We start from the raw sequence: 14,422 nt of genomic DNA on the forward strand, positions 1-14,422 counted from the left end.
GTCCTTCCGGTGGGCGGTTGCGACGGTCCGGTCACTGGTCCTGGGCGCCGCGCCGGAAGCGCGCGACCCGGCGGTACTGCACCAGCTCGCCCGTCGCGTCCAGTTCCACCCGGTACGTCGCGAGCAGACTCGTGGTGTCGGGGATGCGGGCCAGTTCGAGCACGTCGACGTCGACGACCCAGCCGTCGTCCTCGCCCCGGCACACCGCGGACACCCCTTCGAGGCGGTGGCGGATCAGCTCCGTCAGCTCCTCGGCGGCCCGCCGGCCCGCCTCCCCGGCTCCGCGCACGGGACGTCGCCGCTTGGTGGAGGGGGCCGAGCCACCTCGTCGCCCGCCGGCTCCGGCTTCTGTCATGCAGCTCACTCTGGCCGCACCGTCCGGCGGGCGCGTCTCCAGCTACGCCATCCGGGCCGCGCCCCGGGCGCGAGCCGTTCAGCAACCTCACACCCGTTCTCTCTGCACATGACACGCGAAGGTCAGCCGCGTCGGAAGAACAGAGGCGTACGACCGCACGACACCGCTCAGCGCCCCGCACCGCTCACCGACCGGACCGTGACCAGGAGAGTGCCATGACCGGCGTACTGACCGCCGACCGACCCGCGCAGCCCACGGCCCCCACCCGCTACACCGTCGCCCTCGCCCGGAACGAGGAGGACGTGCGTGCCGCCCAGCGACTGCGGCACGACGTCTTCGCCGGAGAGATGGGCGCATCGCTGGCCGGCCCGCAGCCGGGCCTCGACGCCGACGCGTTCGACGCGTACTGCGACCACCTGCTCGTACGGGAGGAGGCGAGCGGCCAGGTGGTCGGCACCTACCGGCTGCTGCCGCCGGAGCGCGCGGCGGTCGCCGGGCGGCTGTACTCCGAGGGCGAGTTCGATCTGACCGCGCTCGACGGGATCCGGCCGCAGCTCGTCGAGGTCGGCCGCTCCTGCGTGCACCCCGGCCACCGCGACGGCGCGGTCATCAGCCTCATCTGGGCAGGCATCGCCCGCTACATGGTCGACGGCGGCCACGAGTGGCTCGCCGGCTGCTGCTCCGTGCCGCTCGCCGACGGCGGCGGCCTCGCGTCCGCCACCTGGGAGCGGGTGAGCGCGAGGCACCTCTCGCCGGAGGAGTTCCGGGTGCGGCCGCTGCTGCCGTGGACACCGGGTCCCGCACCGGCCGCCCGCGTCGAACTGCCCGCCCTGCTGCGCGGCTATCTGCGCCTCGGCGCCTGGGTGTGCGGCGCCCCGGCCCACGACCCGGACTTCGGCGTCGCCGACCTGTACGTGCTGCTGCCGATGAACCGCGTCAACGGGCGTTACCTGCGGCACTTCCTGTCCCTCGCACCGGCCTGATGAGCGCCTGGCTGCCCACCGCACCCTGCACGCCCGAGGCCTGTGTCCGGGCACCGGCGGCCGTGCGGGCGCGGGACGTACCGCGTGCCGTGCTGCGGCTCGGCGCGGTCGTCCTGCTCCTGCTCGCGGGGATCGCGCTGACGCCCTTCGGGGCCCGGATACCGGCGTCGCTGGTCGGGCGCTGGTGCCGGTGGATCGTGCGGGCCGCCGGTGTCCGGGTCCGTGTCACCGGCGCCGCCGCCCCCACCGGGGGAGTGCTGCTGGTCGCCAACCACATCTCCTGGCTGGACGTACCGCTGCTCGCCGCCGTACGCCCCGCCCGGATGCTGGCCAAGACCGAGGTGCGCAGCTGGCCCGTCGCCGGCGCGCTGGCCGCGCGCGGCGGAACCCTGTTCATCGAACGGGACCGGCTGCGGGCCCTCCCGGACACCGTCGCCCGGATCGCCGGGGCACTGCGCCGGGGCACCGCGGTCGCGGCCTTCCCCGAGGGCAGCACCTGGTGCGGCCGGGCCCAGGGCACCTTCCGCCGGGCCGTCTTCCAGGCCGCCCTGGACGCCGGGGTGCCGGTCCAGCCGGTCCTGCTCCGATACCGGCTCGGGGACGGCACGACCACCACGGTGCCCGCCTACGTCGGCGCGGACACCCTGCCGGCCTCCCTGTGGCGGGTGGCGACGGCCCGCGGCCTGGTCGCCGAGGTCGAGGTCCGGGACCCGATACCGCCGGACAGCGGCATGGACCGCCGCGCCCTGGCACGCGCCGCCCAGCCACCGGAGACGACGGCACCGTCGTGGACACACAGCGCGCTGGTGGCATAGCCGGTCCCCGGCGCGCGCAGGCGCTCCCGCGCCTCCGGCCGGTCCCCGGCCCTCGGCTGACGGCGTGCCCTCGGTCGGCCTCGTGCCCTCGGCTGACGGCGTGCCCTCGGCCGGTCCCCGGCCCCCCGGCCGGTTCCGGTGGGCGGGCGCGCTCCCGGTCTCAGCGGGACCCGGACAGGGCGCGCGCCAGATACGGGGCCGTCCGGCTGTCGGCCGAGCGTGCGACGTCGGCCGGCGGGCCCGCCGCCACGATGCGGCCGCCCGCCTCGCCGCCGCCGGGGCCCAGGTCGATCACCCAGTCCGCGCCCGCGACGACGGACATGTCGTGCTCGACGACGACCACGGTGTGCCCGGCGTCCACGAGGCCGTGCAACTGGCGCATCAGGACGTCCACGTCGGCCGGGTGCAGGCCGGTCGTCGGCTCGTCGAGAAGGTAGAGCGTGTGACCGCGCCGGCCGCGCTGCAGTTCGCTCGCCAGCTTGATGCGCTGGGCCTCGCCGCCGGAGAGCTCGGTCGCGGGCTGGCCGAGACGCAGGTAGCCCAGGCCGACGTCGAGCAGGGTGGCGAGGCTTCGGGCCACGGCCGGGGTGTCCGCGAAGAACTCCGCCGCGCCCTCCACCGTCAGATCCAGCACCTGCGCGATGTTCCGCCCCCGGTAGGTCACCTCCAGCGTCGGCGGGTTGTAACGCGCCCCGCCGCAGTCCGGGCACGGTGCGTACGTGCTCGGCAGGAACAGCAGCTCCACGCTGACGAACCCCTCGCCCTGGCAGGTCTCGCAGCGCCCGCCCGCCACGTTGAAGGAGAACCGCCCGAGCCGAAACCGCGTGCGCGTGCCCCGTCGGTCGCCGCGAACACCTTGCGCACGACGTCGAAGAGACCCGTGTAGGTCGCGAGGTTCGACCGCGGGGTGCGGCCGATCGGCTTCTGGTCGACCGAGACGAGCCGGCCCACCCCCGCCGACTCCTCGGTGATCTCGCCGATCAGCGTCGACTTGCCGGAGCCGGACACCCCGGTGACCGCGGTGAACACGCCGAGCGGGAACTCCGCCGTCACCCCGCGCAGGTTGTGCCGCGTGATCGGGCCGGTCCTCAGCCGGCCGGTCGCCTCGCGGACCCCCCGGGCCGGGGCGGCGGAGTGGCCGAACAGGTACCGGGCCGTCGCCGACTCCTCGACGTCCGCCAGCCCGGCCACCGGGCCGCTGTGCAGCACCCGCCCGCCGTGCTCGCCCGCGCCCGGGCCGACGTCGACCAGCCAGTCGGCGCCGCGCACCACGTCCAGGTGGTGCTCCACGACGAACACCGAGTTCCCGGACGACTTCAGCCGCTCCAGCACCGTGAGCAGCGCCTCGGTGTCGGCCGGATGCAGTCCGGCCGACGGCTCGTCGAGGACGTAGACGACGCCGAACAGGCCCGAGCGCAGCTGGGTGGCGAGCCGCAGGCGCTGCAGTTCGCCCGCGGAGAGGGTGGGGGTCGGCCGGTCGAGGCTGAGGTAGCCGAGACCCAGCTCGACGACCGGCGCGATACGGGACCTCAGGTCGTCGGTGAGGACCCGGGCGGCCTCCGAGGTCGCGTCGAGGCCGGCGGCCAGCTCCACCAGCGGCAGCGCCGCCAGCTCGGCGATGGTCCGGCCGCCGAACGTCACCGCCAGGGCCTCCGGGCGCAGCCGGCTGCCCCCGCACGCCGGACAGGGCGCACTGGTGAGGAACCGCTCGGCCTTGGCCCGCAGGGTCGGGCTCCTGGAGTCCGAGAACGTCTTCATCACGTACCGGTGGGCGCTCATGTACGTGCCCTGGTAAGGCCGTTGGATCCGGTCGGCGTCCCGCACCGGGTGCACGGTGACCACCGGCTGCTCGTCCGTGAACAGGATCCACTCCCGTTCACCCGCGGGCAGCTCCCGCCACGGCCGGTCCACGTCGTGGCCGAGCGCGTCGAGGATGTCCCGCAGGTTCTTGCCCTGCCAGGCCCCCGGCCACGCCGCGATCGCCCCGTCCCTGATCGACAGCGAAGGGTCGGGGACCAGCAGCTCCTCGCTCGTGCGGTGCACCCGCCCGAGCCCGTGGCACTGCGGGCAGGCCCCCGCCGCCGTGTTGGGGGAGAAGGCGTCGGAGTCGAGCCGCTCGGCGCCGGGCGGGTAGGTGCCGGCCCGGGAGAACAGCATGCGCAGGGAGTTGGAGAGATTGGTGACCGTGCCCACGGAGGAGCGCGAGGTGGGCGCCGCCCGGCGCTGCTGGAGCGAGACGGCCGGCGGCAGACCGGTGATCTCCCCGACCTTCGGCGCGCCGACCTGGTGGATCAGCCGGCGGGCGTACGGCGCCACCGACTCGAAGTAGCGGCGCTGCGCCTCCGCGTAGATCGTGCCGAACGCCAGCGACGACTTGCCCGAGCCGGACACGCCGGTGAACACGGCCAGTACGTTCCGGGGGATGTCGACGTCGGCACCCCGGAGGTTGTGCTCCCGGGCTCCGCGGACACGGACGAAGGGGTCATGGGGGTCGCGGTCGTGCATGGCAGACGACTCTAACCGGAGGTGATCGCGGCCAGCCGCCGGTAGGAGTCCAGCAGGGCCTCACGGTCGTGGGTGCTGGTGGTGACGAGAACCTCCTGCGCGCCCGTCTCCTTCACCAGGGTCTCCAACTCGTGCGCCACCTGTTCCTCGGTACCGGCGATGTGGCCGGTCAGGCCGGACTCGTAGCGGCCGCGCTCCTTGGCGGTCATCGTGAGCGCCGCCACGCGCTCGGCGGGTGGCAGCGGCGGGAAGGTGCCGTGGGTGCGGGAGTGCGCCATCGACCAGGCCTCCGGGATCAGCAGCCGGCGGGCCTCCTCGGGGGTGCCGGCCACGGCGACGGTGCCCGAGACGACGACGTAGGGTTCGGCGGCCCAGGGGGAGGGGCGGAACGACGCGCGGTACGCGTCGATGCCGCGCCGCATCCTCTCGCGGTTCCTGAGGTCGCCGATGACCATGGGCAAGCCCGCGCGGGCGGCGACGCCGGCGCCCTCGCCCATGGCCAGGACGAACGGCGGCACGCTCAGACCCTCGGCGGGCCGGGCGTGCACCCCGGTGGGTGAGGTGCCCCGGAACCAGCCGAGCAGCTCGGCGAGCTGGGCTTCGAAATCGTCGGCGTCGCCCTTGTCACGGCCCAGGGCCCTGCGCACTCCGTCGGTGAAACCGACCGACCGGCCCAGGCCCATGTCGATCCGCCCGGGGAACAGCGACTCCAGCACGCCGAACTGCTCGGCCACGACCAGGGGGCGGTGGTTGGGCAGCATCACCCCGCCGGTGCCGACCCGGATCGTCCGGGTGGCGCCCGCCACGGCGGCGGCCAGCACGGTCGGCGCGGAGCCCGCGACCCCGGGCACGCCGTGGTGCTCCGAGACCCAGAACCGGTGGTAGCCGAGCCGCTCCAGCTCCTGCGCGAGCCGCACGGTGTCGCGCAGCGCCTCGGGGTGGGTGTGCCCTTCGCGCGTGCGGGAGCGGTCGAGGACGGACAGACGCACGGAATCCATACCCGGTTCTACGCCGGGCGGGGCCGCCGGTATTCCGCCGCCCCGTGCCGCCCACCGCCGGGAAAAAGGGGGTGACCGGGCCCCGGCGGATCAGGAAACTGTTCCGGTACCCCGTAGCGAAAGGCGGCCGACCGTGACCGTCCCCAACGTCCTGCTCTCCGGCATCGTCGGATCGACCGCCTACGGCCTTGCGCGCCCCGGCTCCGACATCGACCGTCTCGGCCTCTTCGCCGCGCCCACCGAAGAGCTGCACGGTCTGCGCCGGCCGAAGGAGTCACACGTCAGCACGGCGCCGGACCGCACCCTGCACGAGGCTGCCAAGTGGTGCCGGCTGGCCCTCGGCGGCAACCCGACCGCGATGGAGCTGGTGTGGCTCCCGGACGACCTGTACGAGGTCCGCACCCCGCTCGGCGACGAGCTCATCGGCATACGTACGGCGTTCCTGAGCGCCAAGCGCGTCAGGGACGCCTACCTCGGTTACGCCACCCAGCAGTTCCGTCGGCTGGAGGCGCGCGGCGACGGTTCGTTCTCCGCCGACACCCGGCGGCGCACCGCGAAGCACGCCCGGCACCTCAAACGGCTGTGCGCGCAGGGCCTGGAGCTGTACACCAGCGGGCGGTTGACGATCCGTGTCGAGGACCCGGACGAGTACCACGCCTTCGGCGAGCGCGTCGCCGCCGACCCGTCGGTCGCCCTGCCCCTGCTCGGACACTATGAGGCCGCGTTCGACAAGGGCCCCACAGCGCTGCCGGACGAACCCGACGAGGCGCGGGTCGAGGCCTGGTTGCGCCGGGTCCGGGCCTGCTTCTGGGGCCGGGCGGGTTCAGCCGTCGGGGCGTAGCAGGCCGCGTTCGTACGCCTTCACCAGGTTCTGCGGTACGAGGTGCCGGACGCCGTCCACGGTGACCGGGACCAGCGCCGGGGTGACCGCCTTCCACTGGGCGCGGCGGTGGCGGGTGTTGCTGCGGGACGTCTTCCGCTTCGGGACGGCCATGGGGACTCCTCCTCGGTGGTCGGGCACCGAGACGCTACATGAAAATGGATCCCATTAACAACAAGCGTCCCGGTGCCCGCCGCCGCAGTCCCGGCGAGGTGCCTCAGTCGTCCGCACCCACGAGCATCCGCACCTCGAACTCCTCGTGCGCGGCGGGATCCTCGGCCGGGCCCCGGTCCAGCACCGTGCCGAGCCAGCCGAGCAGGAAGCCCGCGGGGATGGAGACGATGCCGGGGTTCTGGAGCGGGAACCAGGCGAAGTCGGCCTCGGGGTAGAACGAGCCCGGGGCCGAGGAGACGACGGGGGAGAAGACGGCGAGCAGGACGGAGCAGAGCAGCCCGCCGTACAGACTGAGCAGGGCCCCCTTGGCGCTGAAGCGCCGCCAGAAGAGGGTGTAGACGATCGTCGGCAGGATCGCGGACGCCGCGATGGCGAAGGCCAGGAAGGCTAGCGTCGCGGTGTTCGCCCCCCAGGCGACGAGGGCCAGCAGGATCCCGAGGACGCCGATGACCGCCCCGGACAGCCGGGCGACGGTGAGCTCCTCCGTCTCGCCGGCCCGGCCCCTGCGGATCACCTCGCTGTACAGGTCGTGGGCGAGGGAGGAGGCCGCGGCCAGGGTGAGGCCGACCGCCACGGCCAGCAGCGTCAGGTACGCCAGGCAGGTCAGCAGCGCCGTCAGAACACTGCCCCCCAGCTCGTGCGCGAGCAGCAGGACGGAGGCGTTGCCGGTGCGGTCCGTGCTCTCGATGGCGTCCCGGCCGAGCAGTGCGGTGGCGCCGAGCCCGAGGATGCCGGCGCCGAGGCAGACCGCCCCCACCAGCCCGACGGCCCACACCACCGAGGAACGCAACGCCCTGGCGTTGCGCGGGGTGAGCAGCCGCATCAGCACGTGGGGCAGAGCGGCGAGGCCCAGCACGATCGCCAGTTCCAGGCTGAGGAAGTCCAGCTTGTTGCTGACCGTGCCGCCGTAGCGCAGCCCGGGCTCGAGGAAGCCGAGGCCCGAACCGCTGCGTGCGGACGCCCGCTCCAGCAGCGCGTCGGGGTTCCAGTCGAAGCGGTGCAGCACCCAGCCCGCGGTGAACAGCACGCCCGCCACCAGCATCACGGCCTTGATGATCTGGATGACCGTCGCGCCCGGCATGCCGCCGAGGGACGCGTACAGGATCACGAACACGCCGATCACGACCACGCACAGGGTGCGGGTGGTGCCGCTCGGCACACCGGTGAACTGCGTCAGCAGGGCGACGCTGCCCACGAGTTGGGCCACCAGGTAGAGCGTGGCGATGGCCAGGATGCACACCGCCAGCGCCACCCGGACCGGCCGCTGCCGCCGCGGGAGACGCAGGGCCACGGTGTCTCCGAGGGTGAACCGGCCCGTGCGGTGCAGGGGTTCGGCGATCAGCAGCAGCACCATCATCCAGGCGACCGTGGTGCCGCCCAGGTACATCAGCCCGTCGTACCCGGTCAGGGCGACCAGCCCGGTGCTGCCCAGCAGGGTGGCGGCGGACAAGTAGTCACCGCACATGGCGAGACCGCCCCGCAGCGGTGACATGGCGCGGTTGCCGAGGTAGAACTCGCTGATCTCGTCGCGCTGAGGCGCCGTCAGCAGCGCCGTGAACAGGGTTATCACGACCACGGTCAGGAACAGGACGAACGTCAGCTGCAAACTGCTGTCGTCGATGGCTGCGGCGCTCACCATGTGCGGAACCCCCTCGACCCGTGCCGGAGCGGGCGCTGTCCTGCCGCCTGCGGGGGTGGCGCCGAGCGGGCGCGGCGGCTCTCGGTCTCCCGCAGCCGGGACCGCAGGCCGCGGGCGAGCGGATCCACCCGGGTGCGCATGTGCCGCACGTGGCACCAGACGGTCACGCCCATGAGGGCGAACTGCCCGAGCCCGAGGGTCAGTCCGACCGTGAGGCGGCCGATCAGCGGCTGGTTCATCACCGTCGGCACAAAACTCGACAGCAGCACGTACAGCAGGAATCCGCCCACCGACAGGACGGTCGCACGGATGCCGAACCGGCGCTGCGCGCGGCGCAGGGAGTGAAATTCGGGATGGTCGGATATGCGAGACGGCGCAGTATGTTCGAAGTGCGGAAGCGGGAATGCGGGAATGTCGTCCCGTTGCGGAGAAAATTCGGGCACAGGCGCACCTTCTTCGCTGCATCGTGCCCCGCACTCGACCCCTGGGGGTCAGTGGACGTGTCCGGTTTCCGGGCAGGGTGAAGGGATACCGGACGCGGGATGGGGGTGCGGGCTCTGTGGGGGGTGTGAATCCGTAAAACTGAGAGCGGAGTATGTCAGTGCCGTGCTTGAGACATCAACTGTGAGGGTCGAATTCACCTGCGCCCATGGCTTGTTCACACCCCGCCGGAATAGTACGGACCATTTCCCGGCTCAAGCAGTGCCGCATGCGTTTAGGCTGGGCGGTGTGAGTGACGACCGCAGCAAGGCCCCGCTGGCCGTGTTCGACCTGGACAACACCCTCGCCGACACCACGCACCGGCAGGGTTTCCTGGAGCGAAGGCCGAAGGACTGGAACGGCTTCTTCTCGGCGGCACCGCAGGACCCGCCCGTCCCGGAGGGGGTCGCGCTGGTCCGGGAGTACGCGCAGGGGTGCGAGATCCTCTACCTGACCGGGCGGCCCGAGCGCTGCCGGCGCGACACCCTCGACTGGCTCGCCGCCCAGGGCCTGCCCGAAGGGCGCGTGTACATGCGGCGGGACGCCGACCGGCGCCCCGCACGGTTCACCAAGCTGGAGATCCTGCGGCGGCTCGCCCGTACCCGCGAGGTCCGCGTCCTCGTCGACGACGACGAACTGGTCTGCGCCGACGCCCGCCGCGCGGGCTTCACCGTCGTACGTGCCGACTGGGTGACCCGGTCCGCGGAGATGAAGGCGGCACAGGAGCGCGAAGGGCGGACCTGACCGCGCCCGCCAGGGCCGGAGCCGGCGCCCCCGTCTACTCCGACTCGTCCAGCCGGAAGCCCACCTTCAGCCCCACCTGCCAGTGCGCGATCCGCCCCTCCTCGAGCTGTCCGCGCACCTGCGTCACCTCGAACCAGTCCAGGTTGCGCAGCGTCTGTGAGGCCCGGTCGATGCCGTTGCGGATGGCCTGGTCGACGCCGTCCGGTGAGGTGCCGACGATCTCCGTGACCCGATAGGTGTGGTTCGACATGCCGCTGCTCCTCTTCCTGACGTACCAGTGACGGGAGTGTCACGCGTCATTCCACCGTGCCCCAGGCGGCGGCGATGCGCGAGACGTCGTCTCCCGGCCCCGCCGCCGCCCGGGCCTCACCGGGTCAGCGCGCCACGCTCAGCGACAGCGCGAACCGGCCCGGACCGTCCGTCCACCAGTGGGTCAGGTCGAGGCCCGCCGCCGACAGTTCGGCGCGTACGCCCTCCTGCCGGAACTTCGCCGACACCTCGGTGCGCATCTCCTCACCCGCGCCGAAGTCGACGGCGAGGCCGAGCGCCGGCACCTTCACCGTCTGTGCCCTGCGCGAGCGCAGCCGCATCTCGATCCACTCGTGCCCGGGGTCCCACAACGCCACGTGGTCGAACGCGCCGGGATCGAAATCGCCGCCCAGCTCGCGGTTGATCACGGACAGCACGTTCTTGTTGAACGCGGCCGTCACTCCTGCCCCGTCGTCGTACGCCCGGACCAGCACCTCCTCGTCCTTGACCAGGTCCGTGCCCAGCAGCAGGGCGTCACCCGGGGCGAGCAGGGCGCGTACGGATGTCAGGAACGCGGAGCGTTCGGCGGGCAGCAGATTGCCGATCGTGCCGCCGAGGAACGCCACCAGCCGTGGCCCCGGCGTATCCGGCAGGGCCAGTTCCGCGGTGAAGTCGGCGATCAGCGCGTGCACGTCCAGTCCCGGACGCTCGGCGGCAAGCGCCTGCCCGGCCTGGGTGAGGGCGCTCTCGCTGACGTCGACCGGGACGTAGGTGTGCAGGTCCGTGAGGGCGTCGAGCAGATGGCGGGTCTTCTCCGAGGAGCCGGATCCGAGCTCGACGAGGGTGCGCGCACGGGTGGCCGCGGCGATGTCCCCGGAGCGCGCGAGGAGGATCTCCCGCTCGGCACGCGTCGGGTAGTACTCCTCCAGCTCGGTGATCTTCTCGAACAGGTCGCTGCCGTGGGCGTCGTAGAACCATTTCGGCGGCAGTGACTTGGGGCGGCCGGTCAGACCCCGGTGGACGTCGGCGCGCAGCGCGGCCTCGGTGGCGTCCTCGGGCAGGGTGCGGGTGAGACGGAACGGGCTCACGTACGGGGCTCCTTCGGTGATGCGGGCACGATGGCGTCGGCCGGCTCCTTCAGCGGCGTCAGCAGCACCTCGCTGCGGCTCGCCGTGAGGAGGGTGCGGTCGGGGACCTCCCGCCAGTGCGGATCGTCGTCGTAGGGCTCGGAGGCCACGACGGTGCCGCCGCCGGGCCGGGTGAGGTACCAGAGGGTGTCGCCCCAGGCGGTCGCGGTGATCGTGTCGCCGTTGGTGAGCAGGAGGTTGAGCCGGGAACCGGGAGCCGCGGCGGCGACCTCCCGGACCGTGTCCGCCATCGCCTGGCCCTCCTCGTCGCCGCCGCGCAGCCGGGCCAGCACCAGCGCCCAGACGAGCGCCGAGTCGTTGCGGGCCTCCAGGGACAGCAGGTCCTCGTGCGGCAGCGTCCGGGAGAGGGCGGCCAGCGAGCCCGGCCAGCCCTTCACCGCCCCGTTGTGGCTGAACAGCCAGGTACCCGCGGCGAACGGAGCCGCCGCGGCCTCCGCGTCCGCACCCGACAGGGTCGCGTCCCGTACCGCGGCGAGCAGCGCCGTCGACCGTACGACCCGGGCGAGATCGGCGAAGGAGAGGTCCGCCCAGACCGGACCCGCCCGGCGGTAGCGCGCCGGCACCGGGTCGCCCTCGGCGTACCAGCCCACGCCGAAACCGTCGGCGTTGACCGTCCCGTACTTCTGGTGCCGGGGCGCCCACGACTGCCGGTACAGCCCGTGCCGGGGCTCCACCAGGAGCCGGCCCAGGGCCTCCGGCGGCCCCACGTAAGCAACGTGACGGCACATCAGACGTCCTCCGACCGGGCCGTGCGGAACCCGGAGAAGATCTGCCGGCGGATCGGGTAGTCCCAGTTGCGGAACGTGCCCCGGCAGGCCACCGCGTCCACGGCGAACGAGCCGCCGCGCAGCACCTTGTACTCGGGCCCGAAGAAGACCTCCGAGTACTCCTTGTACGGGAACGCCCTGAACCCCGGATAGGGCAGGAAGTCGCTGGCCGTCCACTCCCACACGTCGCCGATCAACTGCCTTACGCCGAGCGGCGACTCACCTGCCGGGTAGCTCCCGGCCGGGGCCGGGCGCAGGTGCCGCTGGCCGAGGTTGGCGTGCTCGGGCCCCGGGTCGGCGTCGCCCCACGGGTAGCGCATCGAGCGGTCGGCGGCCGGGTCGTGCCGGGCCGCCTTCTCCCATTCGGCCTCCGTGGGCAGCCGGCGTCCCGCCCAGCGGGCGTAGGCGTCGGCCTCGTACCAGCTCACGTGCAGCACCGGCTCGTCCGGCGGGACGACCTCGGTGACGCCGAAGCGCCGCCTGAGGAACTGCTTCCCGTCGCGCCGCCAGAACAGCGGGGCGTCGATGCCGTGCTTCTGGATGTGCGCCCAGCCGTCTGCCGTCCACCACCGCGGGTTGCCATAGCCGCCGTCCTCGATGAACGCCCGGTAGGCGCCGTTGGTCACCGGGGTGGTGTCGATGTGGAAGGCCGCGACATCGCGTCGGTGTGCGGGGCGTTCGTTGTCCAGGGCCCAGGGCTCGCCGGAGGTTCCCATCGTGAACGGGCCGCCGGGGACCAGGACTTCGGACGGGCCCGTGGACAGCGGCGCCGGCTCCGGGTCGGGTGCCGTCAGGGCCTGCGGGCCGGAGCGGAGCTGATGGGTGATCAGCATGGTTTCGTCGTGCTGCTGTTCGTGCTGCGCGATCATCCCGAAGGCGAACCCGGCCTCCGTCAGCCGCGTCCCGTGGAAGGCGTGCCGCTCCAGCACGTCCAGCGCCCTGCCGCGCACGTCGGCCGCGTAGGCGCGGGCCTCGGCGGGTGACAGCAGCGGCAGCTTCGGCCGCTCGGCGCGCGGGTGCTCGAAGGCGTCGTAGAGGCCGTCTATCTCGGGCCGTATCGCCTCGTGCCCCGCGACGGCCCGCAGCAGCCACTGCTCCTCCTGGTTGCCGATGTGCGCGAGGTCCCACACCAGCGGCGACATCAGCGGCGAGTGCTGTGCGGTCAGGTCGGGGTCCTCCACACAGCTCGTCAGCAGGGTGGTGCGCTCGCGGGCGACGACGAGTGAGGCGACCGCCCGCTCACGGAGCACCTCGGGGTCGACGGTCCCGGCGTCGACAGCGGATTCGGTGTCGGTCATGGGCGGAGGTCCTTCCCGTGGGCGCGACCGTCCGCGCCGCGCTGTCGGTCGAGCAGGTCGTCGGCGGGGCAGCGGCCCAGGACGACATAGCGGTCCAGATAGGCCGTGACGGCCTCGATGACCTCGGGGCCGGCGCCCAGCCGGGGCAGGGCGTCCAGCGCGGTCGTGAAGCAGGTGACGGCCACCTCGCGCAGTTCCGCGTCGGCCAAGCCGCCGCGGGCCGCGTCGAGCCACAGCGGGTTGTGCGGCGCGGGCAGCCCCAGCGTCCGTTCGGCCAGCGGCTTCACGGACCGGTAGACGGTCTCGGTGGCCTCCGGATCGTCGAACAGCGCCGCCGTCACGGCCAGCGGCACGATCCAGCCGTCGTCGCCGGGCTGTGCGTCGATCATGCGCAGTTCGAGATGGCCACGCGGCCTGACCGGCGGGAACAGCGTGGTGACGTGGTAGTCGAGATCCTCCCGGGTGACCGGCCGGGGCCGGCCCGTACGGATCCAGTCCCGGAAGGTGAGCCCCTCGGGCACGTCCCAGGGGCCGCCGTCCCGCCGTACGCACATCACGGGCGAGTCCAGCACGTGCCGGGCCCAGGCGCCCCGCGGGTCGGTGTCCAGCCGCGGCCCGCCCGCCCGACCGGCGCCGATCCGGGTCCATATCAGCTGCCGGGTGGACAGCCAGCCGGTCGGCCGGTTGCCGGCGAGCGGGGAGTTGGCGAACGCGGCGACCAGGACCGCACCCAGATGGTGGGCCAGCCACCAGCGCCGCACCAGGCCGAGCGGCCCGGGCTCCTCGTGGCCGGCGTCCAGGCACACCTGCACGGAGGCGGAGGTGCACATCATGGCGCGGCCGGCGGGGCCGGTGCGGTCCAGGCACGCCTCCATGGCGTCGTAGCGCGGTTGGCGCAGGTACCGGCGGGGTTCGTGCCAGGGATCGTGGCCGAGGCCGACGAGGGAGAGGCCGTCGTCGCGCAGCACCGCGCGGACGGCGTCCAGGTCGGCGGAGACGGTGGTGACGACCTCCGTCAGGGAGTCGGCGGGGGGCGAGCTCAGCTCCAGCTGGCCGCCGGGTTCCACGGTGAGCGCCGACCTCAGGGGAACGGTGCGCAGAGCGGCGTAGGCCGCTTCGAGCCGTTCGGGTGTGACGGGGAGCTGCGGTGCGCGCAGCTCGTGGACGAGCCATTCCACCTCGACACCGAGGCGGCGTGGCGGGCCGGTCTTGAAACAGATGCCGCGGACGAGCGCCTCGACCTCGGCTTCGGACAGTGAGGTGCGTGGCCGGGTACAGCCACCTACCGAATCGGACATGTCGGGATCCTCCTGAGATTCCACCATGCCACCGGTCCGGGCTCTTCGGCGGCCCGGGCCGGGATCACCGTCCCACCCAAGACGTTCAT

General features: G+C 73.1%; 14 protein-coding genes and 1 pseudogene. 4 read left to right on the forward strand and 11 right to left on the reverse strand.

The features are described 5' to 3' along the window. Nucleotides 1–31: 31 nt before the first annotated feature. Nucleotides 32–355: a gas vesicle protein GvpO gene (gene gvpO / locus ACIQU3_RS22175; RefSeq protein WP_403735826.1), complete on the reverse strand. Its 324-nt coding sequence runs from the start codon at nt 353–355 to the stop codon at nt 32–34. Nucleotides 356–570: 215 nt separating this feature from the next. Between gvpO and ACIQU3_RS22180 the strand changes: the two genes are divergently transcribed. Beyond that, nucleotides 571–1,338 carry a GNAT family N-acetyltransferase gene (locus ACIQU3_RS22180; protein WP_403735823.1) on the forward strand — a complete coding sequence of 256 codons (768 nt, stop codon included), beginning with the start codon at nt 571–573 and terminating at the stop codon, nt 1,336–1,338. Continuing rightward, nucleotides 1,338–2,153, forward strand: a complete 816-nt coding sequence (locus tag ACIQU3_RS22185; protein WP_403927271.1) for a lysophospholipid acyltransferase family protein — start codon at nt 1,338–1,340, stop codon at nt 2,151–2,153. The genes ACIQU3_RS22180 and ACIQU3_RS22185 overlap by 1 nt, the downstream gene beginning before the upstream one ends. 160 nt (nt 2,154–2,313) lie before the next feature. Here ACIQU3_RS22185 and ACIQU3_RS22190 read toward each other — a convergent pair. Continuing rightward, a pseudogene (locus ACIQU3_RS22190) lies at nt 2,314–4,658 on the reverse strand (ATP-binding cassette domain-containing protein). Nucleotides 4,659–4,669: 11 nt separating this feature from the next. Then, nucleotides 4,670–5,656: an LLM class flavin-dependent oxidoreductase gene (locus ACIQU3_RS22195; protein ID WP_403735811.1), complete on the reverse strand. Its 987-nt coding sequence runs from the start codon at nt 5,654–5,656 to the stop codon at nt 4,670–4,672. A 133-nt stretch (nt 5,657–5,789) separates the two neighbouring features. On the opposite strand from ACIQU3_RS22195, the gene ACIQU3_RS22200 reads away from it, so the two are divergent. Continuing rightward, a complete protein-coding gene (locus tag ACIQU3_RS22200; RefSeq protein ID WP_403927273.1) occupies nt 5,790–6,497 on the forward strand; it encodes a DNA polymerase beta superfamily protein in 708 nt (235 codons plus the stop codon). Here ACIQU3_RS22200 and rpmF read toward each other — a convergent pair. The 3 genes from rpmF to ACIQU3_RS22215 form a co-directional block, all read right to left on the reverse strand. Beyond that, nucleotides 6,480–6,650, reverse strand: a complete 171-nt coding sequence (gene rpmF, locus ACIQU3_RS22205; RefSeq protein ID WP_403927276.1) for a 50S ribosomal protein L32 — start codon at nt 6,648–6,650, stop codon at nt 6,480–6,482. The genes ACIQU3_RS22200 and rpmF overlap by 18 nt on opposite strands. 103 nt (nt 6,651–6,753) lie before the next feature. Continuing rightward, on the reverse strand, nt 6,754–8,349 hold the full coding sequence (locus ACIQU3_RS22210; protein WP_403927278.1) for a cation acetate symporter: 1,596 nt from the start codon (nt 8,347–8,349) through the stop codon (nt 6,754–6,756). Beyond that, nucleotides 8,343–8,792 carry a DUF485 domain-containing protein gene (locus ACIQU3_RS22215; protein WP_403927281.1) on the reverse strand — a complete coding sequence of 150 codons (450 nt, stop codon included), beginning with the start codon at nt 8,790–8,792 and terminating at the stop codon, nt 8,343–8,345. Before ACIQU3_RS22215 ends, ACIQU3_RS22210 begins: the two co-directional genes overlap by 7 nt. 286 nt (nt 8,793–9,078) lie before the next feature. Between ACIQU3_RS22215 and ACIQU3_RS22220 the strand changes: the two genes are divergently transcribed. Next, nucleotides 9,079–9,573 carry an HAD family acid phosphatase gene (locus tag ACIQU3_RS22220; RefSeq protein WP_403927284.1) on the forward strand — a complete coding sequence of 165 codons (495 nt, stop codon included), beginning with the start codon at nt 9,079–9,081 and terminating at the stop codon, nt 9,571–9,573. A 34-nt stretch (nt 9,574–9,607) separates the two neighbouring features. Here ACIQU3_RS22220 and ACIQU3_RS22225 read toward each other — a convergent pair whose 3' ends face one another. From ACIQU3_RS22225 to egtA, 5 genes are all read right to left on the reverse strand, one after another. Next, nucleotides 9,608–9,823, reverse strand: a complete 216-nt coding sequence (locus ACIQU3_RS22225; RefSeq protein ID WP_403735791.1) for a dodecin — start codon at nt 9,821–9,823, stop codon at nt 9,608–9,610. A 124-nt stretch (nt 9,824–9,947) separates the two neighbouring features. After that, nucleotides 9,948–10,910, reverse strand: coding sequence for an L-histidine N(alpha)-methyltransferase (egtD, locus tag ACIQU3_RS22230; RefSeq protein ID WP_403927287.1), 963 nt, complete (start codon nt 10,908–10,910; stop codon nt 9,948–9,950). Further along, nucleotides 10,907–11,698 (reverse strand): ergothioneine biosynthesis protein EgtC, encoded by a 792-nt coding sequence (gene egtC, locus ACIQU3_RS22235; RefSeq protein WP_403735785.1) that lies wholly within the window; start codon nt 11,696–11,698, stop codon nt 10,907–10,909. Before egtC ends, egtD begins: the two co-directional genes overlap by 4 nt. Continuing rightward, a complete protein-coding gene (gene egtB / locus ACIQU3_RS22240) occupies nt 11,698–13,035 on the reverse strand; it encodes an ergothioneine biosynthesis protein EgtB (protein WP_403735782.1) in 1,338 nt (445 codons plus the stop codon). Before egtB ends, egtC begins: the two co-directional genes overlap by 1 nt. Then, entirely contained in the window at nt 13,032–14,333 is a 1,302-nt protein-coding gene (gene egtA, locus ACIQU3_RS22245; RefSeq protein ID WP_403735777.1) for an ergothioneine biosynthesis glutamate--cysteine ligase EgtA, read from the reverse strand. The genes egtB and egtA overlap by 4 nt, the downstream gene beginning before the upstream one ends. Nucleotides 14,334–14,422: the final 89 nt, after the last annotated feature.

This window comes from Streptomyces sp. NPDC101110 (genome assembly GCF_044759525.1).
Lineage (GTDB): Bacteria > Actinomycetota > Actinomycetes > Streptomycetales > Streptomycetaceae > Streptomyces.

Coding starts and splice junctions, on each gene's coding strand:
- rpmF (WP_403927276.1), bottom strand. CDS start 6,650: ATGGCCGTCCCGAAGCGGAAGACGTCCCGCAGCAACACCCGCCACCGC.
- egtC (WP_403735785.1), bottom strand. CDS start 11,698: ATGTGCCGTCACGTTGCTTACGTGGGGCCGCCGGAGGCCCTGGGCCGG.
- ACIQU3_RS22185 (WP_403927271.1), top strand. CDS start 1,338: ATGAGCGCCTGGCTGCCCACCGCACCCTGCACGCCCGAGGCCTGTGTC.
- ACIQU3_RS22225 (WP_403735791.1), bottom strand. CDS start 9,823: ATGTCGAACCACACCTATCGGGTCACGGAGATCGTCGGCACCTCACCG.
- gvpO (WP_403735826.1), bottom strand. CDS start 355: ATGACAGAAGCCGGAGCCGGCGGGCGACGAGGTGGCTCGGCCCCCTCC.
- ACIQU3_RS22195 (WP_403735811.1), bottom strand. CDS start 5,656: ATGGATTCCGTGCGTCTGTCCGTCCTCGACCGCTCCCGCACGCGCGAA.
- egtB (WP_403735782.1), bottom strand. CDS start 13,035: ATGACCGACACCGAATCCGCTGTCGACGCCGGGACCGTCGACCCCGAG.
- egtA (WP_403735777.1), bottom strand. CDS start 14,333: ATGTCCGATTCGGTAGGTGGCTGTACCCGGCCACGCACCTCACTGTCC.
- ACIQU3_RS22180 (WP_403735823.1), top strand. CDS start 571: ATGACCGGCGTACTGACCGCCGACCGACCCGCGCAGCCCACGGCCCCC.
- ACIQU3_RS22210 (WP_403927278.1), bottom strand. CDS start 8,349: ATGGTGAGCGCCGCAGCCATCGACGACAGCAGTTTGCAGCTGACGTTC.